Source organism: Bacillus sp. RO1, from assembly GCF_012524115.1.
Taxonomy (GTDB): Bacteria; Bacillota; Bacilli; order Bacillales; family Bacillaceae_I; genus Sutcliffiella_A.
In genome coordinates this window covers 45389-64748 of sequence record NZ_JAAZWB010000085.1, presented here as the reverse complement: position 1 = coordinate 64748, position 19360 = coordinate 45389, and the positions used below count along the sequence as shown (strand labels likewise).

Below are 19360 nucleotides of genomic sequence, written 5' to 3'. Positions count from 1 at the left end.
AGAAATTAGTGGAGAATGGTCTATAATGTAAATAAGAGCAGAAATGGAGGAACGGAAAATGATTTGTATTGGAAACCATTGCTACGAGTTATTGGAAGAGAACCGAAACGGCTTCAATGAGGAAACCTTTCGCGCTAGATATATAGATGTATTAAATAAATATGACTATATTGTCGGTGACTGGGGTTATAACCAATTGCGGTTAAGAGGATTTTTCGAAGACCAAAATCATAAATCCACCCATGACACAAAAATAAGCACACTGCCTGACTACATTTTGGAATATTGCAATTTTGGCTGTGCCTACTTTGTATTAAAGAAGGTAAAGAAACCTGCAACGGAAGCGAAATAATTATTGCAAAAAGGACCCCATTGAAGTTTTCTGGGGTCCTTTTATTAGTCATTTTCATTCCCATATGGGGGCTCTTCGTTCATATTTTTGTCATCATGGGTGGGGTGGGCACCGGGATGCTGTCTTGGGATATCCTGGTGCAGATTTTTGTTTTCATAATTAAAGGCACTATAATAGCGCTGGCCTTCACGCCAAGGAGTGCTTTTATTTTCCACCGGTGTGTCTTTGCCGCGGGGAGAGCCATAAGGACCTTCAGGTAATGTTTCAGGTATTAAATAATTCCGCTGCGTTTCAACATTAGAGAAATCAGTATAGTGTTCTTCTTCTTTATCCTTTTCATCAATAAACATGAAAAAATCCCCTTTGTCTTAGAGTAAGGTTAGTTTTACCGAGACAATTGGGGATTATTATGAATTTCGGTGCTTAGACTACTTCATAAAGAAATGAACGCAATTCAGCTGCATCTTCTTCTGATAACTGGTATGCATGCTCAAGATAGCCTGGTTCATCTAGGTCATCACTGCCGATGATGGCAAAACGGTTGCCTTGGATATCGAGTACAAGACTTTTTCCATAATAGCGATCGGATTTGACTATTGCCAAGTCAAAGCGATTATTTTCCCCCATAAAGCTTACAAAACGGGTTTTGGTATCGACTGTATCATCATATAAAAAGAATTTCTCTCCCACATTGAAACCTCCTTCTTGCATCTTTTTCTAGTATAACAAATACAACGTCTTTCTTGTTATCGGAAATTTTTAATTATATCTACGCTATGCAATAAATGGGACAATTTTCTTATTTTTTGTGATAAAATAAAAGAAATACAACTTGCTGATTTTTGTCTAGAGAGAAGGGAGCCACTTCATGGGGCGAAGCTGGAATCGCATAAAGAGATACTATAAAAAGAATGGCTCACATCTAGTAAAAATAATGCTTCCGTCCAAATATCTGCGTTATTATCCACCGATCTTTATTTTGAGAAATCCAATTGAACAACGAGTGAAGCATACCTTAAAAAAAGGATTTCAGGTAGCGGTAATTTCATTTTATTTTCCTGACTTGGAGAATATCATTTCAAAAATAGGCAGGCGTAAATATTTATTGTGTCGAGAAGTTATCAAGGCGCAGCTTAGAAAAGTCATTGGGCAAACTTTTGCAGATGAAGAAATCGTGTGTTTACATGAACAATATAGTGATGGAATTTCTTTGTTATTGAAAGTGGATGCAAGGTTTCACAGTACAATGGAACTTGAGGATAGGCTTGCTAAAGTAAAGACAGTAATAGAAGGACACAATTATAAACAGTTGGATAACCAGCATCTGTGTGTGCAATTTGGTTATATTTTCTTGGAGTCAGGAGAGTATTCGTTGTCTGAATGTATGCTTAAAGCTCATGTACAGGCAATGGCCATGGCCGAGAAACAGGATAAATTACAATTTCAGCAATTAAAGTTTCAAATAAATCAAATCATTGCTTTTAAAGATATTACGCTATTGGCCCAACCAATCATGGATGTGTCCAAAGGCGGCATTAAGGCGTGGGAGTTGCTGACTCGCGGCCCTAAAGGGTCATTGATGGAAAACCCTTTGCAGTTATTTTCCATCGCCAAACAGACTAATCGGTTATTTATGCTGGAGTTACTTATATTAGAAAAGGCATTTCAACTAATTTATCAGTGCAAAATGAAGGAAGCAATTTTTATCAATTTTACTCCAACTACATTAAATGAGGTAGAGTTAATAGAGAAAATGCTGGCCCTTTTGAAAAAGTATCCAGAGATTATTCCGCAGAATATTGCCATTGAAGTGACAGAACAGGACTCTATTGATGGTTTGAAAAATTTTGAGCGTAACATTGAGGCGCTTAGGGATCTGGGCTTTCAAATTGCTGTTGATGATACAGGTGCTGGTTATGCGAGCTTCCATACCATCAATAGAATTATGCCTGATATCATAAAAATCGATCGTTCTGTTATCCAAGATATAGATAAAAACATGGTCAAAGAGAAAATGCTGCAGGGGCTTTTGTTAATAGCAAATGAGACAGGATCCCTTGTGGTAGCAGAAGGGATCGAGCGTCCTGAAGAGGTCCAGATTCTCTCCAAGCATAAAGTGGACATGGCGCAAGGTTATTTTTACGCCAGGCCCAAACTGCTGCAACCGATAACATAACAACAGCCAAGATGACATACAAAGGAGAATACAGAATGTACTTTGTGGATCGAGAAAAAATTGAGCATACGTTACTTTATATTGAAGAAAATATAGCCTTATATCAACAGCACGACTCTTGGAATTCTTCCATCGAAAAGAAGGCGCTTGAGCGTGTTGCAGTAGCAATCATTGAAGGCTTACTGGACGTGGGTAATGCGATGATTGACGGCTTTATCATGCGGGACCCTGGTAGTTATGAGGACATCATTGACATTCTCGAAGATGAAAAAGTAGTGACCGGTGACATGGCCCAGCAGTTAAAGAGACTTGTTCGACTCCGAAAAACACTAGTACAAGAATATCTTATGATTTCTCATGAAGAGGTGGAAACGTGTTTAGAGGATGTACAGGAGACAGTTGTTGGGTTCTGTAGTGCTGTCCGTGTTTATCTCGAAAATGAATTAGGGCCTGTTTCGGCTTTTAGAAATTAATGCTGAGTTGAGAACGCTTTCTTTAATGGGAGCGTTCTTTCTTGCTTTTATCAGGCTAGTAAATTGTGCTAACATGAACAGGTTGAAACAAACCTAAACTAATGAAATGAATATAGTGGAGTGTGAAAATAGATGAAAAAGTACCAAGGATTTTTGATTGACCTTGACGGCACGATGTATCGTGGAAAAGAAAAGATTGAAGAGGCAAGCCATTTTGTAAAAGCCTTATATGATAAAAAGATTCCTTATCTTTTTGTAACGAATAATTCCTCTAGAACACCACAACAGGTTGCCCAAAAATTAAGAGACTTTGGCATACCGACCTTGGATGAACAAGTTTTTACAACAAGCAATGCCACGGCCAATTATATTTATGATTACAAGCCTGAGGCGAAAATATATGTTATTGGTGAGGAAGGAATCAGAACGGCGTTGCTGGAGAAGGGGTTCGAATTGGTTGATGAGGGTGCAGACGTGGTAGTAAGCGGAATTGACCGATCCATCAGTTATGAAAAGTTGGCACTTGGTGCAATTAATATTCGTAATGGTGCGCGATTTATTTCCACTAACGGTGATATTGCCATTCCGACTGAAAGAGGGTTACTACCTGGAAACGGATCGTTGACTTCTGTATTGACGGTTTCAACGGAAACACAACCGACCTTTATCGGTAAACCAGAAAAAGTCATCATGGAGCAGGCTCTGAAAGTATTGGGGGTGCCTCGTGAAGAAACGCTGATGGTGGGGGATAATTACCATACCGATATTAAAGCTGGGATGAATGCGGGGATGGACACGCTCCTTGTGCATACGGGTGTGACGACAAAGGCGCATTTAGAAACGTATGAGGAGCAGCCGACCTATACGGTGGATTCGTTGAAAGAGTGGATTGAAAGAATATAAGAAATCTCATTATGATAAAGGACGTGAAAAAACCAGGCAGCGAGCTTTTAGTTCGGCTTCCTGGTTTTTTATTGTCTATTCGTTCATTCTGTATTCGCTGCTCGATGAGCCAAACGGCTTGATGCTGCGGCAGCGATAGCTCCGACGATATCATCGAGGAAGGTATGAACTTTTCCAGAGCTCTTGTCATTGAGGTGTTCGAGTATGCCTGGTTTTAATTTATCGATATATCCGTAGTTCGTAAAGCCAATGGAGCCGTATACGTTTACAATCGATAATGCCAAAACCTCATCCACGCCATACAATCCTTCATCATCGCGCAATATTCTTAAGAGAGGCTCTTGAATTTTACCTTGTTCAGCCAATATGTCTAATTCAATTGCTGTAAGGACGGTATTTTGAACTTCACGCTTAGAAAGAACGCGGTCCACATTCTCCAGACACTCGGAACGCTCCAGGGAAGGATGATACTTCGACTGCAAGAAATACACCAACTCCGCAATATCATCCATCGTCACCCCGCGCTCCTCCAACAACGCCCGTGCCTTCTTCTCCACATCATCCATACTCTCAAAATTCTTCATACAACTCACCCATCTTTTATAATATAGTCGAGGGGGATTTAGGTCCCTCTTTAGTACTTTAGAGCGGTGAGGGTCAGACCCCTCTTTAAATCTTTACCTCTTTAATACATTAGAACGCTGAGGGTCAGACCCCTTTTATTCTTTTTTGTTTCTTTATCTTCCCTTTATGCCCTAATTTGGTGGAATTAATAGCTTTTGGTGTGATTTATGTGTGTGTTTGGTGGTGTTTTGGTCATTGTGTTTAGGAAGATGGCTATTATTTGTAACAAGTTTTCTCTGTTTTCTTCATATAGTTGGTACTAGGGAGAAGGAGGGAACAGAGTTGAAGCAGATTATTTATGATCAATATGAGTTAAGGGTGGAAAGGAAGCAAAGGGTACGACAGTTTGATGCTTTTTGGTCTAATCGCGTACTTTATATCATGGTACCTGTTGCTCACTTGGAAGCAGAAGAAATTGATGAACTTCAAAAGATAAGTGACTATATGATACGCACGCATAAAGATATATATGTTAGTTCTTTTGTGAAAAATAAGAATGATACCTATACAACGGAGATAGATGGCCGGCAGATCGCTCTTTTCCGGATGCCGTATGATTACAGTTCTAGGAAATTAGTTGTCGGAAAAGAACTGGCTGCCTTTCATACGCATGCTAGAAGTTATCCTGCAAAAGTGACAGCTATTAATCGAATCGGTCAATGGAAAAGCTTGTGGGTAAAAAGGGTCGACCAAATGGAGAGCTTTTTCAGAGAAAAGGTAAGAAGCAATCCAGTTGATGTTTTTGATACCCAGTTTGTTGAGTCCTTTCCTTACTATTTAGGATTGACCGAAAATGCCATTCAGTATCTAGTGGACACAGAGCTTGATGATAGTCCGATGATGAATGATGCAGCTACACTCTGCCACCACCGCTTCACAGATCTCACCTGGCAGCAGGCGCAATGGATGAAGCTCCCGACAGATTGGATTTTTGATCATGCAAGCAGAGACCTTTCGGAATGGATAAGGGTAGAATGCCGCAAAGGAGAAGACATGAACCCAACGAAGATCCAAACTTTTTTACAAGACTATGAAAGGGTATCTCCGCTATCAAGCTTTTCATGGCGACTACTGTATGCAAGATTGACATTTCCCATTCACTACTTTGAATGTGTAGAGGACTATTATACGAGCGGACCTGTTGCTGATAAAAAATGGCACGAGGATCGGATGAAAGCAATACTGCATTCTTCCACTCACTATGAACAGCTTCTCGGAAATTTTTATGATCTCGCAGGCGTGCCTGCTAAAAACTATGGAATCCCGGTATTTGATTGGGTGAAAAAATAAGCGCTTGCCCTATATTTGTATGTTTTGGAAAAGCTATGAGTGATAAAATAACAGATAGCTTGAGAACTATTCCAGACAACAAGATGTAGGGAGAGAAACAGATGAAAAGGCCGTATGTGTTTATAACAAGAAAACTTAAAGAAGAAGTATTCACCCCTCTTATGGAGATTGCAGATGTGAAGATGTGGGACAGTGAAAGCGAGCCTGTTCCGAGGGAGATGTTGATGAAAGAAGCTAAAAAAGCAACGGCTCTATTGACGATGCTTTCAGATAAAGTAGATGAAGAACTGTTAGAGCAAGCGCCAAACCTTAAGGTTGTGGCTAACCTTGCAGTTGGATATGACAATATTGACATACAGGCAGCAACAAAGAAAGGTGTGACTGTTTGTAATACACCTGATGTGCTGACAGAAACGACTGCAGACCTTACTTTTGCGTTGATGCTAGCTACAGCAAGAAGAATTACGGAAGCTCAAGAATTTGTAAAAGAGGGACACTGGAAAAGCTGGAGTCCCTTCCTGCTTGCAGGTGCCGATGTTCATCAGAAAACAATCGGGATAGTTGGCATGGGCAAAATAGGACAAGCTGTTGCTAGAAGAGCTAGTGGCTTTGGAATGGAGATCCTCTACCATAATAGAAACCGCGATATGGAAACTGAACAGGAGCTAGGGGCGGCATACCGCAGCTTTGAACAGTTGTTAGAGGAATCAGATTATGTTGTCTGCTTAACGCCGTTAACGGTTGATACGAGACATCTGTTTAATCATGATGCATTCACCCGTATGAAGAATTCTGCCTTCTTTATAAATGTAGGGAGGGGGCAGGTGGTGGATGAGGAAGCGCTTATCGCTGCTTTAAATCACAATGAAATTGCCGGAGCTGGATTGGACGTTTTCTATGAGGAACCTATAGGCTCCGACCATCCGTTGCTTCGTTTTCCTCAAGTGGTGGCAATTCCGCATATCGGAAGCGCAAGTGTAGAAACCAGGACTACGATGATAAAGCTATGCAGAGATAATATTGTCGCGGTACTACAAGGAAATCAAGTGAAAACGAAGGTATGATGAGGACCGGATCTCTTCTCCACAAGGAAGTGTGGAGAAGAGATCCGGTCCCTTATTTTTTTCTTACTACTCCCCCAATATGTTAAGCGCTTACAAACTAAAAAAGCAAAATTCTCCCCTTGTCAAGCACGCCAAACCCCTCTATAATGTCCATTATATAAAAACAAATGTACACACAGAAAAGACAAAAAGAAAAATGAGGGAGTCTCTTTAGCGCATTAGAGGAGTGAGGGTCAGACCCCTCTTTAATCCTTTAACGCAATGAGGGTCAGACCCCTTAAAGGGGAGTGGAGCGCAGTGAAGGTGATTTCGGTTGGTTTGTTGGGGTTGGGTACGGTTGGTTGTGGTGTAGTGAAGATTGTGGAGGGTCATCAGGATAAGTTGATGCATCAGGTGGGTTGTCCGGTGCGCGTGAAGAAGGCGCTTGTGAAGGACTTGCATAAGGAGCGGTTGGTGGATTTGAATCCCGAGTTGTTGACTTTGCATGCAGAAGAGGTGCTTGATGATCCTGAAATTGACGTGGTGATTGAGGTAATGGGGGGAGTCGAAGAGACTCGTCATCATATTTTAAGGGCGCTTCATAACAAGAAACATGTTGTTACTGCAAATAAAGATTTAATGGCCGTGTATGGATCAGAGCTTTTAGCGGCAGCCGCCCAGAATAATTGTGACCTATTTTACGAAGCTAGTGTGGCAGGTGGGATTCCTATTCTTAGAGGTTTAGTAGATGGGCTTGCGTCAGATAGAATCACGAAAATGATGGGGATCGTAAACGGAACGACGAATTTCATCCTTACAAAAATGAACAATGAAGGTTCTTCCTATGAAGAAGTGCTGAAAGAAGCACAGGAACTTGGATTTGCTGAAGCCGATCCGACAGCGGATGTGGAAGGAATTGATGCGGCAAGAAAAATGGCCATCCTTTCCACGTTAGGGTTTTCGATGAATATCGAACTCAAAGATGTCCAGGTGAGAGGAATTAGTTCCATCTCTGAAGAGGATCTGAACTATAGCAAAAAACTTGGGTACACAATGAAACTGATTGGTATCGCGCATCGTGAAAAAGAAAAGGTCGAGGTCAGCGTTCAGCCGACTCTTCTCCCGCATGCACATCCATTGGCAAGTGTGCAGAACGAATATAATGCGGTGTATGTGTACGGCGAAGCGGTAGGAGAAACGATGTTTTACGGACCAGGTGCAGGCAGTTTGCCTACAGCAACAGCGGTTGTGTCCGACCTTGTGGGAGTTATGAAAAACATGCGCCTTGGCGTGAATGGAAAAAGCATGGTATCCCCTCAGTTCCAAAAGACTCTCAAAGGAAAAGAAGAAATTCAAGCAAAGCATTTCCTCAGGGTTCATGTACAAGATGAAGTAGGAGTACTCTCTCACATTACGAATCTATTTTCGCAAAAGGGAGTCAGCTTTGAAAAGATCTTACAGCTCCCTCTAAAAGACGAGGCCTTGGCAGAAGTGGTGGTCGTGACACATCATGCATCTCTAGAGCGCTATGACAATCTACTTCAAGAGCTGGCAGATATGAAGTATGTGAAAGAAATAAAAAGCAGTTATCGGGTGGAAGGGGAAGTCGCAGTATGATGTGGAGGGGACTAGTCAAGGAATATAGCAGATTTCTACCAGTTAGTGAGCAAACGCCAAACGTTTCCCTTCAGGAAGGGCACACGCCACTGCTGTTTCTCGAAAACCTTTCTGAACAACTTGGAGTGGAGTTGCATGTAAAAGTGGAAGGAGCCAATCCAACCGGCTCTTTCAAGGACAGAGGAATGGCGCTAGCCGTTGCGAAGGCAAAAGAAGAAGGAAGTACAACAGTTGTTTGTGCCTCTACAGGTAACACATCAGCATCTGCAGCAGCCTATGCGGCAAGAGCGGGCATGAAATGCATTGTCGTAATTCCGGACGGGAAAATCGCGCAAGGAAAGCTTGCACAGGCCGTCATGTATGGCGCAGAGATCTATTCCTTGGATGGAAATTTTGATGAAGCTTTGCAAATGGTCCGGCAATTATCAGAGGAGCTTCCTATCACGCTCGTAAACTCTCTTAATCCATATAGAATTGAAGGACAAAAAACGGCTGCTTTTGAAGTGTGCGATCAGCTTGGAAAAGCACCAGATGTCCTCGCCCTGCCTGTCGGAAATGCAGGGAACATCACCGCATATTGGCGAGGTTTTCAAGAATATCATCAAGAAAAGGGAACGGGATTACCTGAAATGCGTGGATTTGAAGCGGAGGGAGCAGCGGCAATCGTCCAAAACAGGGTCATTCCTCACCCAGAAACAATCGCAACAGCCATTCGTATCGGAAATCCTGCCAGTTGGAAGTATGCAGTTCGGGCAGCAGAGGATTCAAATGGGAAAATTGATTTTGTTACAGATGAAGAAATGCTGTATGCCTATAAATTACTTGCTCAAACAGAAGGAGTGTTTGCAGAACCAGCATCTAGCGCATCCGTTGCTGGAGTTATCAAACAGCTAAAAACAGGAGAACTGGCAAAAGGTAAGCAGGTGGTTGCAGTATTGACTGGAAATGGTTTGAAGGATCCGGTAACAGCTACGAGTTATGCGGATGTAAAAGTACAAAAGATTCCCAATGACTATTCCCAACTCGTCAAATCGTTCGAAGGTGTAACGGTATGAACGGATATAGAGATGGATTTGTCATCAAAGTACCCGGAAGCTCTGCCAATCTTGGACCAGGATTTGATTCTATCGGAATGGCTGTAAACAAATACGTTACCCTTTTTGTCAATCATTCAGACGAATGGAAGTTTACAAGTGTGCCGCCTCTTTCTATAAAAAAGGAGGAAAATATTCTCTATACCGTTTGTCTTGAATTGCAGAAGCTTTGGAACGTTGAAGCTCCTCCTGCGCACGTTTTGACCATGAGTGATATTCCGCTTGCAAGAGGACTCGGCAGCAGTGCAGCAGCCATTGTAGGAGCCATTGAAATCATGAATGTACTCTGTGAGAAAAATCTTAGTCCAGATGAAAAACTGCAGCTAGCAGCAAAGTTTGAAGGTCATGCGGATAATGTAGCACCCTCTCTCTATGGTGGGCTTGTCGTCTCTACCTACCAAAATGATAAATGGGAATATGTCAAACTTCCAGTGGAGGAGGTGGAACTGGTTGCGGTGATTCCTGAATTTGAGGCCAAAACAAAGGATTCAAGAGGTTTGTTGCCAGATAGTCTTTCATTCAGTGAGGCAGTGACCGGTAGTAGTCATGCCAATGTCATGCTCGGGGCGTTTATGCTCAAAAAATGGGATCTTGTCGGCAAAATGATGGAAAGTGATATTTTCCACGAGCCATATCGCCAAAAGTTGTTTCCAAATTTTCAACAATTAAAGGAGAGAGCAGGGGAGGCAGGTGCGTTTGGAGTGACAATCAGCGGAGCCGGACCTACAGTCATCTGCTTTTGTGAAAAAGGAAAAGGAAGAAAAGTCGTTAGCACGCTGTCTTCGGAGTTCTCCCAACATAAAGTGGAGCTTTTGCAAGTAAGTAAAGCAGGCAGCGAGGTGCATTCCAATCATTTATGTAAAGTGTCATCCATATAAATGCTGTTTTCGTAAGCTTTGTTGCTGTTTCGTAAACTCAAATCGACTTTTTATAAATAATAACAATAATCTTTGAGTAAAGAGCTATATAAAAAACCGGCAAGCTGACTAGAAATGTCCGCTTGCCGGTTTTGTTTAAATGTCAGGACTATAAAACACCGCTGGTAATTTCCGCATCGTGCTTCGCTTTCCACGGGGTGCTTGCGGAGCCTCCTCGGCTATGCCTACGGAGTCTACTCTAAGCACTACCTTCCGTAGGAGTCTACGCCCTATACTTCAATCAACAGCTACAAATCCCTTAACTTTAGAATACTTGCTCTACTTCAATGATGCCTGGTACTTCTTCAAGTAATGCACGCTCAATACCAGCTTTCAACGTGATAGTGGAACTTGGGCAAGAACCGCATGCACCTAATAGACGCAACTTTACGATGCCGTCTTCCACATCTACTAATTCACAGTCCCCTCCGTCACGAAGAAGAAATGGACGTAATTTATCTAGTACTTCCTGAACTTGCGCATTGATTTCCGGGTTAGACATAGTTATCGCTCCTTTCCTTACATAATTCTATTATAAAGAAAACCTCTCAAAAAATCTATTGCTCTGCACTGGGTCTTTTTAGGAAATCGAGATTAATTCCATGAAAAAGTAAGCGTTTTACGTTAAAATAAAGAAAAAGTAATGAATGTTGGGGGATGTCGGCTTATGAAGAAAAAGGTAGAAATTTGTGTATATGGTGCAGAGGTGCTATGCCCTAGCTGTGTTAACCTTCCATCATCAAAAGAAACCTACGAATGGTTAGAAGCTGCAGTAGCAAGAAAATATCCAAATCAAGAATTCACCATCTCTTATATAGATATTTATAAAACGGAAGATTGTGACGGTGAAAAGAGAGAATTTGCCGCTAGAGTCGTGGAGGAAGATATGTTTTATCCCGTAGTGGTCATCGAAGGGGAGATTGTGGGAGAAGGCAATCCTAAATTGAAAACCATTTATTCTGAGATGGAGAAGTATGGATACGCGGCATCATAAAAATTAATCCCCAAGAGTCAAAACGACTTTTGGGGATATTTTTTAGCCATTATGATATTTATACATCCAAAGAATACCGGATTTCAATAAACGCGCCACTCGGCCAGTTAACGGTCTTTCATTGACCAAGCCAAATCCATGCTTCTTGCCTAGTGAGCCTAATACTCCTTTTAGCTTGATGGCAGGGAATTCTTCTGGAGGAGCTTCGCCATTCCAGCGTTTCAATAACACTTGGACAATCTGTTCAGCTTGTCCTTCTGCTAATTGAGCACTTGGTGCGTGAGGGAGGCTGGCACAATCCCCAACTACATAAATATTCTCATGGCCTGGTATGTTGTGCTGTTTTGTCAGGACCACGCGACCTTGTCCATCTTTTTCGACATCTAGCTCACGAACTACTTTGTTTGGCTGAATTCCTGCAGTCCAAACGATTACATCACAATGTACCGGTTCGTCATGGTTGTAAAGGGTGTTTTCCTCTACACGGGTGATGTTTGAGCCATTCACTACTTCCACTCCATGCGTCTCAAACCAGTTTTGTACATATTTACTAAGTCTTTCAGGAAAGCTCGAAAGAATGATATTACCGCGGTCGAATAGTTTAATGGTCAAGTCTGGACGGCTTTCACGAAGCTCACTCGCAATCTCAACCCCACTCAATCCACCACCGACAATAGCAACCACTTTATTAGCCGGTAAGTCGTTTAAAGCCTGGTAAGCCTTTCTGGACTTATTAATAGTCTGAATACTGTACGTGTATTCTTCTGCACCAGGAATATCATGGTACTTGTCCTCACAGCCAAGGCCGATGATGAGATCATCGAAGGAAAGCGTGCTCTGATCTTCAAAGTGTACCATTTTTTGATCCATGTCCACTTTGGAAACCTCTCCGTACTTAACAGAAAGTCTTTCATGTTCTGGAAAAGTTACTCGTACATGATGGTCTGAAATCGTTCCCGCAGCCAATGCATAGAATTCTGTTTTCAAACTATGATATGGAGCTCTGTCCACCAATACAATTTCAATATCAGATGGTAATTGATTAGGAAGAAGTCGATGTAAAACGCGCATACCACCGTAGCCTGCGCCAAGCACAACAAGTTTTTTCATAGCAGCTAAACCCCTTTTTAAGCGAATAGAATCAAAAGTATAATAACGTAGACCCTTTGAAGGTAATGGTAAGAAGATTCATAAAACTAGTATTCTAGGAAAACTTTTATGTGAAAGAAAACACAAATTGTAATACAATTGCGCTTTCATTTTGAAAATGTATAACACGTTTAAATAAAATAACATTAAAAGTATATCGAAATTATGACAAAATAACAACATTCTTTCGGAAAAATGTTGAGTTAAGTCGATTAATATCAACACTTTATAGAGAAACTTCATAATTGACGTTTTAAGGAAAAAAAGGTAGCATGGAAGTGCAATAGAGGGGTGAAATTAGTGAAGCCAATCATCGAATTTTGTATAAGTAATTTAGCCAGTGGTTCGCAAAGAGCGAGAGAAGTGTTGGAAAAAGATCCAAATCTGGATATTGTGGAATATGGCTGCCTAGGATATTGTGGCAAATGCTTTGACACACTTTTTGCTCTCGTTAACGGAGACGTTGTGGCAGGAGAATCTCCGGAACAGCTGGTAGACAACATATATATTTATCTGGAAGAGAACCCGATGTTCTAATCCAAAAAAGAGCATGGAGCCCATCTTGGGGAACCATGCTCTTTTTATATTGTACCGGTATGTACTTCATCCATCCTAGCTACTTACTTTCAATTTTGGGGATTTTCGAATCTCATACCAACGGTCCCTTGCTTTTTCTACAAGGCGTTGCTCCTTGTCTTTATGCTTGTGACCAATGACCATTTGGAAATATCGAATGGCTTGTCGTTCCAGGCTTAAACGGCAATTAAGGTCACCTATTAAGTAAAGTAATTTTATTTCAGACATCCCTTTTTCTTCATAATCCCCTATAGTATAGGAAAGTTCATACTGCTCTATCGCAAGCTTTAGAAATCTCTGCTCCTGCGTATTACTCTGTTCAATGGTGCGATATATCCAAGCAAGTCGAAGATAGAGACCTGCCATGACAATTGGAGTTTCTTTTTTAATAAGCCCTGAATAGATCCCTAATTTATACGAGTTTATGGCAGTTTCTACAGAACGCTTCTGCCCGTAATTTTTATAGTTCCAATGCTTTTGTATCTTTGTTTGTATGGCGAAATGTGCTTCTTTCGTCAATTTAGAGTTAAATTCGTCTGAAACCGCATATCCACAATGTGGACAAACAGAAACGTAATAAAGGAGAGGGTTGGTCTCTAATGACTGGTAAGTAGAACAAAAATCCGAATCATGGGTTATAGGACGAATATAACGGGATTTTATTTTTAACGTGCTGTATGCATGCTTACAATTTACACATGAAATATTTCGGCTATAGTATTGTTCCATTTTGTCACCCTCTCTTAACTCTCTCGACAATATAATACAAAAGTACCATAAGAGGAAAATGCAGACAACTCAAATGAATCAAAATACCTATAAAGAGAGGTGTGTTTTTTTTCTCGTCTATACATTATTTTGCTATTCTTGGGTAATTTATTTAAGAACACACAGATAGGAAGACGGTTTCTTACTGGTTGTAACATATTGACAAAAAAAAGTTCTTTCAAACGCTTTCATTTCGTAGTAAAGTGGTACTGTGATAGTTAGATGTCTGACGACAAACAACTTGCAGAAATTTCTAATAGAGGTGAATATTATGAATAATATCCTTTGGGGTTTAATGGGAATCGCAGTTATTTTTGCCATCGCATTCCTACTTTCGGAAAACAAACGAAAGATTAAGATTCGTACAATTTTAGGTGGACTGGCTATCCAATTGCTATTCGCATTTATCGTATTGAAGTGGGAGTTAGGCCGAACAGCTTTTCTTGGCTTGACTGAAATTGTTCAAAATATTATCAATTACGCGAATGAGGGTATTGGTTTCCTGTTCGGACCGGTACTAGGTAATCCAGGTTCTGAAGCTACAGGATTTGTATTCGCATTCCATGTATTAACGATTATCATTTTCTTCTCTGCGTTAATATCTGTCCTTTACTATCTTGGTATCATGCAGGTGGTTATTCGCTTTCTTGGTGGCGGTCTTGCAAAGCTTCTAGGAACAAGCAAGACAGAATCATTGTCTGCTTCCGCTAACATTTTCGTTGGACAAACAGAAGCACCTTTAGTAATTCGTCCTTATATCGCAGGAATGACTAAATCTGAGTTGTTTGCTGTTATGACAGGTGGACTTGCATCTGTAGCAGGTTCTGTATTGTTCGGTTATGCGGCACTTGGAATTCCTCTTGAGTACTTATTGGCAGCAAGTTTCATGGCAGCGCCTGGTGGATTGATCATGGCGAAAATGCTTATTCCTGAAACGGAAGAACCAAAAAACGATAACAATGCTCAAATAGGTGAATCTGAAGAAGACAGAGCAACGAACGTAATTGATGCTGCTGCTCGAGGAGCTTCTGACGGTTTAAAACTTGCACTAAACGTTGGTGCGATGCTACTAGCATTCATCGCGTTGATTGCTCTAATCAATGGAATCTTAGGTGGAATCGGTGGTTGGTTCGGTGCTGAAAACTTCTCACTTGACTACATTCTTGGTTATCTATTTGCACCACTTGCCTTCGTAATCGGAATTCCTTGGAGTGAAGCCGTTGCCGCAGGTAACTTAATTGGTCAAAAGCTTGTATTAAATGAGTTCGTAGCTTACTCTACTTTCTCTGCACAGCTTGATATGTTCAGCGAAAAATCTGTTGCTGTTATCGCATTCGCACTATGCGGATTTGCTAACCTTTCTTCTTTAGCAATCCTATTAGGTGGACTTGGAAACCTAGCTCCAAGCCGTCGCCCTGATATCGCACGTTTAGGATTCCGCGCTATCATTGCTGGTACCCTTTCTAACTTGTTAAGTGCAGCAATTGCAGGTATGTTCTTGTTCTAAAACGATAGATCCACTCGCCAGTGTCAGTTGGCGGGTGGTTTTTTTATGTATAGAAAAGTGGATGAAGACCTCTGAGAACAGTTTTTTGAATGGGGGAAGTCTTCATAAACTAGATGAAGACTTTAGAGAACAGTTTTTCGGTGGAAAGATGTCTTCATGAGCCGGATGAAGACTTCAGAGAACAGTTTTTCGGTGGAGAGATGTCCTCATAAGTTGTATGAAGACCTGTGAGAGAAGTTTTTCGGTGGAGAGATGTCCTCATAAGTTGTATGAAGACCTGTGAGAGAAGATTTTCGGAAGAGAGATGTCTTCATGAGCCGGATGAAGACCTCAGAGAACAATATTTCTGGTGGAGAGATGTCCTCATAAGTTGTATGAAGACCTGTGAGAGAATATTTCTGGTGGAGAGATGTCTTCATAAGCCGGATGAAGACTTCAGAGAACAGTTTTCCGGTGGAGAGATGTCCTCATGAGCCGGATGAAGACTTCAAAGAACAGTTTTTCGGTGGAGTGATGTCCTCATGAGCCGGATGAAGACTTCAGAGAACAGTTTTTCGGTGGAGAGATGTCTTCATGAGCCGGATGAAGACTTCAAAGAACAGTTTTTCGGTGGAGAGATGTCCTCATGAGCCGGATGAAGACCTCTGAGAACAGTTTTTCGGTGGAGAGATGTCCTCATAAGTTGTATGAAGACCTGTGAGAGAAGATTTCTGGTGGAGAGATGTCCTCATGAGCCGGATGAAGACTTCAGAGAGCAGTTTTCCGGTGGAGAGATGTCCTCATGAGCCGGATGAAGACTTCGGAGAACAGTTTTTCGGTGGAGAGATGTCTTCATGAGCCGGATGAAGACTTCAAAGAACAGTTTTCGGTGGAGAGATGTCCTCATGAGCCGGATGAAGACTTCAAAGAACAGTTTCCGGTGAAGAGATGTCTTCATAAGCAAGATGAAGCCCTCCGAGAGCACCTACAAACCCCAAACACCTCGCATCAACCAAAACCAGAAAAACCCATGTTATCGTGCTTCTACAGAAGCAAGCGATACATGGGTTTTTCATATAAAACGGGGGATATTTCTATTGTGTTCAGACTTTTATGTATTTATACTTGAAGAAATAATTATTTTTGGAGGAATAGTAAAAATGCGCTCCTTTCATTTCACCAAGATGCACGGACTCGGAAACAACTATATATATGTAAATACGTTTGAGGAAAAGTTAAATGAAGATGAGCTATCAATTCTAGCCGTCAAAGTTGCAAACATCCATACCGGCATAGGTTCCGACGGGATGATTTTAATCTGTCCATCTGAGGTAACACCAGTAAAGATGCGAATCTTCAATAATGACGGATCCGAAGGGAAAAACTGTGGGAATGGTCTTCGTTGTATGGCGAAATATGCTTATGAGCATGGGATTGTACAAACACAAACTTTTAAAATTGAAACACTTTCTGGACTAGTGGAAGCAGAGTTAGAAGTGGCAGAAGGAAAGGTTACCTCTGTGACTGTCGACATGGGAGAACCAAAGCTCTCTACGAATGAAATCCCGATACTTGTGGACGAAAAGGAAGCCTTAGTTGCTGAACCATTTACTATAGCCGGAGAAACTTACGAAATAACCACAGTTTCCATGGGGAATCCACACGTCATTTTTTATGTAGATGATATTAAAAATGCCCCCCTAACTACTCTGGGACCTGTTGTGGAAAAGGACCCCCGTTTTCCTGAGGGAGTAAATGTTGAGTTTGTCGAGGTTGTAGCAGAAGATGAACTGCACTTTCGTGTTTGGGAAAGAGGCTCTGGCATTACCCAAGCATGCGGTACTGGTGCATGTGCGGCAGTAGTGGCATCTGTCCTTAACAACCAAACGGTACGTGATAAAGAAACGGTCGTTCATTTAGCAGGAGGAGACCTTTTTATCACATGGACGAACGAAGGGTCTGTCAGAATGCGTGGACCCGCAGAAGTTATCTGTACCGGAACTTTCTATTATTAATCACAAAGGCTTGTTCCTTTTGCATATACTATTAAAGCAGTAAGTTTGAGCAGACTTCCAATTCACGATATAATGGGGATAATGGAATTGGAAATACATTGGGAGGTGTAACAAATGAGTGATGTTATTACAATTACGGAAGCAGCAGCTTTTCAAATAAAAGATATGATGAAAGAACATGGCGATGAATCCGTCTTCTTACGTGTAGGCGTGAAAGGTGGAGGATGTAGCGGTCTTTCTTACGGTATGGGCTTTGAAGAAGAAAAAGGCGAAAAAGATATTGAATTGGAACAACACGGTATCAAAATTTTAATTGACGCTGAAAGCAAGCCAATTCTTCAAGATGTAAAAATTGATTTTAAACAATCCATGATGGGTGGCGGATTTACCATCGACAACCCGAACGCCATCGCGAACTGTGGCTGTGGTTCTTCTTTCCGTACAGCGACGAACACCGGTACACCGGAGGAATGTTAATAACAAAAAATTTAAACTTGGATAGCCTATATGCTTATCCAAGTTTTTTTGTGCTTAATTTCCAAAAATATGAAACCATCTACCTCTTCCAAACGTCTATATAATTAGGTGAAAAAGAAGGAGTGGTCGCAGTGAAAAATAAAAGGAGCATGACAATTATTCTTTTGTCGGCGCTAGGATTTGCAAGCATCGGAACAGCCTGTCAAGGAGTCGAAACACAGGCCATTGAGTCATACCAATTTCATTCAACAAAACCTTCCTTTCAATATGTACGCATGGCGATACCATCTCATACATTTTCCATAGATAGCAATGAAGTAGAAGAAATTACGGAAGTTAGTACGCAGTCGGTAGAAAAACCAACTGAAACTCCTCGAGAAGAGCCCCCTGCAGCTGAACCAGTTGACCATAAAGAAGATGAGGTGGAAACAGTTACTATTGGTGACTATACCTACCATAGAATACTTGACGAAAAATTCACAAGCCACATAGCCATCGCAGAAAAGCATGGTGCCAATCTATATGGAATTCCGGAATCCGATGGATTTATGATCTATCATGAGGCGGAAGGCATTTTACTTTCCATGAGTACAGGTGCCGCGGTGGCAGATGTCGAACATGTTGAAGTATTGATTGATTATTTTTCTACAGAGGATTGGACGGAGTATACCGGACTAGTGGAGAACATTAAACACGTTCTAGAAACTGGGGAAGAGGTTAATGTAGATCTTGGAGACTATGTAGGATATTTCATTAGCCTCGATAATGGCAAGATTGTTGTCTTTTGGTAAACCTATCATACAAGAAAAGCACCTTTCGAAAAGAGAGGTGCTTTTCCGTGTTCACTTATTTTGTACTTTTCCAGCGATAGAAGAAACAAGCGCCTAAAACAAGTGCCAATCCAAGTGTCCCGATCACTGCATTTTGGGTGGAGAAGTTGGCGAATGGCTTTTTATCACCTGTGGGCACAGTACCTTCTCCAAGCTCCTTTAAATCGGTCTGTGCCTGGGGTAGCTCTGCTGTTCTGGAACAAAGGTAAGTCGTATATTCTCCATCTTCCAAATGGGCATAGACCAAGTAGTCTTTGTTTTTCTCAAAATTCACACCACATGCTGCGGAGTCCATGGCAGTGTAAATGACTACTTCCTTTGTTTCCACACCTTTCCATGTTTCTGTCACATTCAACTTTACTTCTTTTGTACTGTTGAATTTCTCTTCAACCTCTAACACCTTACCTGTGAAAACGGCATCCATTTTTGCAAGTTCCTCTTGCGGTGTACCAGGTGGAAGGCAGGAGCACGCATAGCCTGTTGGTGAATAGAACGGTAAAGATAAGATAGTGAGGAGAAAGGAAAGAACAGCAACCTTGAAGAGTTTCATTTAGCTGATCACCTCGTTAGGTTTGT

General features: G+C 41.4%; 22 protein-coding genes. 15 read left to right on the top strand and 7 right to left on the bottom strand.

Annotated features, from left to right (window positions below; genetic code table 11):
* Positions 1-58 precede the first annotated feature (58 nt).
* Positions 59-352: a YutD family protein gene (locus HC179_RS16550; protein ID WP_060665478.1), complete on the top strand. Its 294-nt coding sequence runs from the start codon at positions 59-61 to the stop codon at positions 350-352.
* Between the two features lie 44 nt (positions 353-396).
* Here HC179_RS16550 and HC179_RS16545 read toward each other — a convergent pair whose 3' ends face one another.
* Both HC179_RS16545 and HC179_RS16540 read right to left on the bottom strand, forming a co-directional pair.
* Positions 397-702 carry a cytosolic protein gene (locus tag HC179_RS16545; RefSeq protein WP_168865316.1) on the bottom strand — a complete coding sequence of 102 codons (306 nt, stop codon included), beginning with the start codon at positions 700-702 and terminating at the stop codon, positions 397-399.
* A 73-nt stretch (positions 703-775) separates the two neighbouring features.
* Positions 776-1042 (bottom strand): SAV0927 family protein, encoded by a 267-nt coding sequence (locus HC179_RS16540; protein WP_168865315.1) that lies wholly within the window; start codon positions 1040-1042, stop codon positions 776-778.
* A 178-nt stretch (positions 1043-1220) separates the two neighbouring features.
* Between HC179_RS16540 and HC179_RS16535 the strand changes: the two genes are divergently transcribed.
* From HC179_RS16535 to HC179_RS16525, 3 genes are all read left to right on the top strand, one after another.
* On the top strand, positions 1221-2528 hold the full coding sequence (locus tag HC179_RS16535) for an EAL domain-containing protein (protein WP_168865314.1): 1308 nt from the start codon (positions 1221-1223) through the stop codon (positions 2526-2528).
* Between the two features lie 35 nt (positions 2529-2563).
* A complete protein-coding gene (locus HC179_RS16530; protein WP_168865313.1) occupies positions 2564-3001 on the top strand; it encodes a DUF86 domain-containing protein in 438 nt (145 codons plus the stop codon).
* Between the two features lie 132 nt (positions 3002-3133).
* Positions 3134-3904, top strand: a complete 771-nt coding sequence (locus HC179_RS16525) for a TIGR01457 family HAD-type hydrolase (RefSeq protein ID WP_168865312.1) — start codon at positions 3134-3136, stop codon at positions 3902-3904.
* A gap of 83 nt (positions 3905-3987) precedes the next feature.
* On the opposite strand, the gene HC179_RS16520 is transcribed toward HC179_RS16525, so the two are convergent.
* Entirely contained in the window at positions 3988-4470 is a 483-nt protein-coding gene (locus HC179_RS16520) for a phosphatidylglycerophosphatase A (protein WP_168865344.1), read from the bottom strand.
* Positions 4471-4810: 340 nt separating this feature from the next.
* Here HC179_RS16520 and yutH point away from each other — a divergent pair, with 340 nt between their 5' ends.
* From yutH to thrB, 5 genes are all read left to right on the top strand, one after another.
* A complete protein-coding gene (yutH, locus tag HC179_RS16515; RefSeq protein WP_168865311.1) occupies positions 4811-5818 on the top strand; it encodes a spore coat putative kinase YutH in 1008 nt (335 codons plus the stop codon).
* A gap of 101 nt (positions 5819-5919) precedes the next feature.
* The gene (locus HC179_RS16510) at positions 5920-6882 is read left to right on the top strand and encodes a 2-hydroxyacid dehydrogenase (RefSeq protein WP_168865310.1); all 963 of its coding nucleotides are present in this window, start codon (positions 5920-5922) and stop codon (positions 6880-6882) included.
* Positions 6883-7179: 297 nt separating this feature from the next.
* Positions 7180-8478, top strand: a complete 1299-nt coding sequence (locus tag HC179_RS16505; protein WP_346775154.1) for a homoserine dehydrogenase — start codon at positions 7180-7182, stop codon at positions 8476-8478.
* Entirely contained in the window at positions 8478-9533 is a 1056-nt protein-coding gene (gene thrC, locus HC179_RS16500; protein WP_168865343.1) for a threonine synthase, read from the top strand. Before HC179_RS16505 ends, thrC begins: the two co-directional genes overlap by 1 nt.
* Positions 9530-10450: a homoserine kinase gene (thrB, locus tag HC179_RS16495; protein ID WP_168865308.1), complete on the top strand. Its 921-nt coding sequence runs from the start codon at positions 9530-9532 to the stop codon at positions 10448-10450. Before thrC ends, thrB begins: the two co-directional genes overlap by 4 nt.
* 304 nt (positions 10451-10754) lie before the next feature.
* Here thrB and HC179_RS16490 read toward each other — a convergent pair whose 3' ends face one another.
* Positions 10755-10991, bottom strand: coding sequence for a NifU family protein (locus HC179_RS16490; protein ID WP_010196573.1), 237 nt, complete (start codon positions 10989-10991; stop codon positions 10755-10757).
* A 165-nt stretch (positions 10992-11156) separates the two neighbouring features.
* On the opposite strand from HC179_RS16490, the gene HC179_RS16485 reads away from it, so the two are divergent.
* The gene (locus HC179_RS16485; RefSeq protein ID WP_168865307.1) at positions 11157-11483 is read left to right on the top strand and encodes a YuzD family protein; all 327 of its coding nucleotides are present in this window, start codon (positions 11157-11159) and stop codon (positions 11481-11483) included.
* Between the two features lie 42 nt (positions 11484-11525).
* Here HC179_RS16485 and HC179_RS16480 read toward each other — a convergent pair whose 3' ends face one another.
* Complete coding sequence (locus HC179_RS16480; RefSeq protein ID WP_168865306.1) at positions 11526-12593, bottom strand: NAD(P)/FAD-dependent oxidoreductase; 1068 nt, start codon at positions 12591-12593, stop codon at positions 11526-11528.
* Between the two features lie 339 nt (positions 12594-12932).
* Here HC179_RS16480 and HC179_RS16475 point away from each other — a divergent pair, with 339 nt between their 5' ends.
* Positions 12933-13169 carry a YuzB family protein gene (locus tag HC179_RS16475; RefSeq protein WP_187442110.1) on the top strand — a complete coding sequence of 79 codons (237 nt, stop codon included), beginning with the start codon at positions 12933-12935 and terminating at the stop codon, positions 13167-13169.
* A 75-nt stretch (positions 13170-13244) separates the two neighbouring features.
* On the opposite strand, the gene HC179_RS16470 is transcribed toward HC179_RS16475, so the two are convergent.
* The gene (locus tag HC179_RS16470) at positions 13245-13937 is read right to left on the bottom strand and encodes a DUF2225 domain-containing protein (RefSeq protein ID WP_168865305.1); all 693 of its coding nucleotides are present in this window, start codon (positions 13935-13937) and stop codon (positions 13245-13247) included.
* 310 nt (positions 13938-14247) lie between these two features.
* Here HC179_RS16470 and HC179_RS16465 point away from each other — a divergent pair, with 310 nt between their 5' ends.
* From HC179_RS16465 to HC179_RS16450, 4 genes are all read left to right on the top strand, one after another.
* Positions 14248-15483 carry a NupC/NupG family nucleoside CNT transporter gene (locus HC179_RS16465; protein ID WP_168865304.1) on the top strand — a complete coding sequence of 412 codons (1236 nt, stop codon included), beginning with the start codon at positions 14248-14250 and terminating at the stop codon, positions 15481-15483.
* A gap of 1139 nt (positions 15484-16622) precedes the next feature.
* Complete coding sequence (gene dapF / locus HC179_RS16460; RefSeq protein WP_168865303.1) at positions 16623-17477, top strand: diaminopimelate epimerase; 855 nt, start codon at positions 16623-16625, stop codon at positions 17475-17477.
* Positions 17478-17591: 114 nt separating this feature from the next.
* A complete protein-coding gene (locus HC179_RS16455) occupies positions 17592-17954 on the top strand; it encodes a HesB/IscA family protein (protein WP_168865302.1) in 363 nt (120 codons plus the stop codon).
* A gap of 131 nt (positions 17955-18085) precedes the next feature.
* On the top strand, positions 18086-18745 hold the full coding sequence (locus HC179_RS16450; RefSeq protein ID WP_168865301.1) for a hypothetical protein: 660 nt from the start codon (positions 18086-18088) through the stop codon (positions 18743-18745).
* A 55-nt stretch (positions 18746-18800) separates the two neighbouring features.
* Here HC179_RS16450 and HC179_RS16445 read toward each other — a convergent pair whose 3' ends face one another.
* Positions 18801-19334 (bottom strand): hypothetical protein, encoded by a 534-nt coding sequence (locus tag HC179_RS16445; protein ID WP_168865300.1) that lies wholly within the window; start codon positions 19332-19334, stop codon positions 18801-18803.
* Positions 19335-19360 lie beyond the last annotated feature (26 nt).

Bases quoted from the DNA above. Each gene is read 5' to 3' on its own strand.
- HC179_RS16535 (WP_168865314.1), top strand. From the start codon at position 1,221: ATGGGGCGAAGCTGGAATCGCATAAAGAGATACTATAAAAAGAATGGC.
- HC179_RS16445 (WP_168865300.1), bottom strand. From the start codon at position 19,334: ATGAAACTCTTCAAGGTTGCTGTTCTTTCCTTTCTCCTCACTATCTTA.
- HC179_RS16520 (WP_168865344.1), bottom strand. From the start codon at position 4,470: ATGGATGATGTGGAGAAGAAGGCACGGGCGTTGTTGGAGGAGCGCGGG.
- dapF (WP_168865303.1), top strand. From the start codon at position 16,623: ATGCGCTCCTTTCATTTCACCAAGATGCACGGACTCGGAAACAACTAT.
- HC179_RS16530 (WP_168865313.1), top strand. From the start codon at position 2,564: ATGTACTTTGTGGATCGAGAAAAAATTGAGCATACGTTACTTTATATT.
- HC179_RS16465 (WP_168865304.1), top strand. From the start codon at position 14,248: ATGAATAATATCCTTTGGGGTTTAATGGGAATCGCAGTTATTTTTGCC.
- HC179_RS16455 (WP_168865302.1), top strand. From the start codon at position 17,592: ATGAGTGATGTTATTACAATTACGGAAGCAGCAGCTTTTCAAATAAAA.
- HC179_RS16485 (WP_168865307.1), top strand. From the start codon at position 11,157: ATGAAGAAAAAGGTAGAAATTTGTGTATATGGTGCAGAGGTGCTATGC.
- HC179_RS16510 (WP_168865310.1), top strand. From the start codon at position 5,920: ATGAAAAGGCCGTATGTGTTTATAACAAGAAAACTTAAAGAAGAAGTA.
- thrB (WP_168865308.1), top strand. From the start codon at position 9,530: ATGAACGGATATAGAGATGGATTTGTCATCAAAGTACCCGGAAGCTCT.
- HC179_RS16525 (WP_168865312.1), top strand. From the start codon at position 3,134: ATGAAAAAGTACCAAGGATTTTTGATTGACCTTGACGGCACGATGTAT.
- HC179_RS16470 (WP_168865305.1), bottom strand. From the start codon at position 13,937: ATGGAACAATACTATAGCCGAAATATTTCATGTGTAAATTGTAAGCAT.
- thrC (WP_168865343.1), top strand. From the start codon at position 8,478: ATGTGGAGGGGACTAGTCAAGGAATATAGCAGATTTCTACCAGTTAGT.
- HC179_RS16545 (WP_168865316.1), bottom strand. From the start codon at position 702: ATGTTTATTGATGAAAAGGATAAAGAAGAAGAACACTATACTGATTTC.
- HC179_RS16550 (WP_060665478.1), top strand. From the start codon at position 59: ATGATTTGTATTGGAAACCATTGCTACGAGTTATTGGAAGAGAACCGA.
- HC179_RS16480 (WP_168865306.1), bottom strand. From the start codon at position 12,593: ATGAAAAAACTTGTTGTGCTTGGCGCAGGCTACGGTGGTATGCGCGTT.
- HC179_RS16490 (WP_010196573.1), bottom strand. From the start codon at position 10,991: ATGTCTAACCCGGAAATCAATGCGCAAGTTCAGGAAGTACTAGATAAA.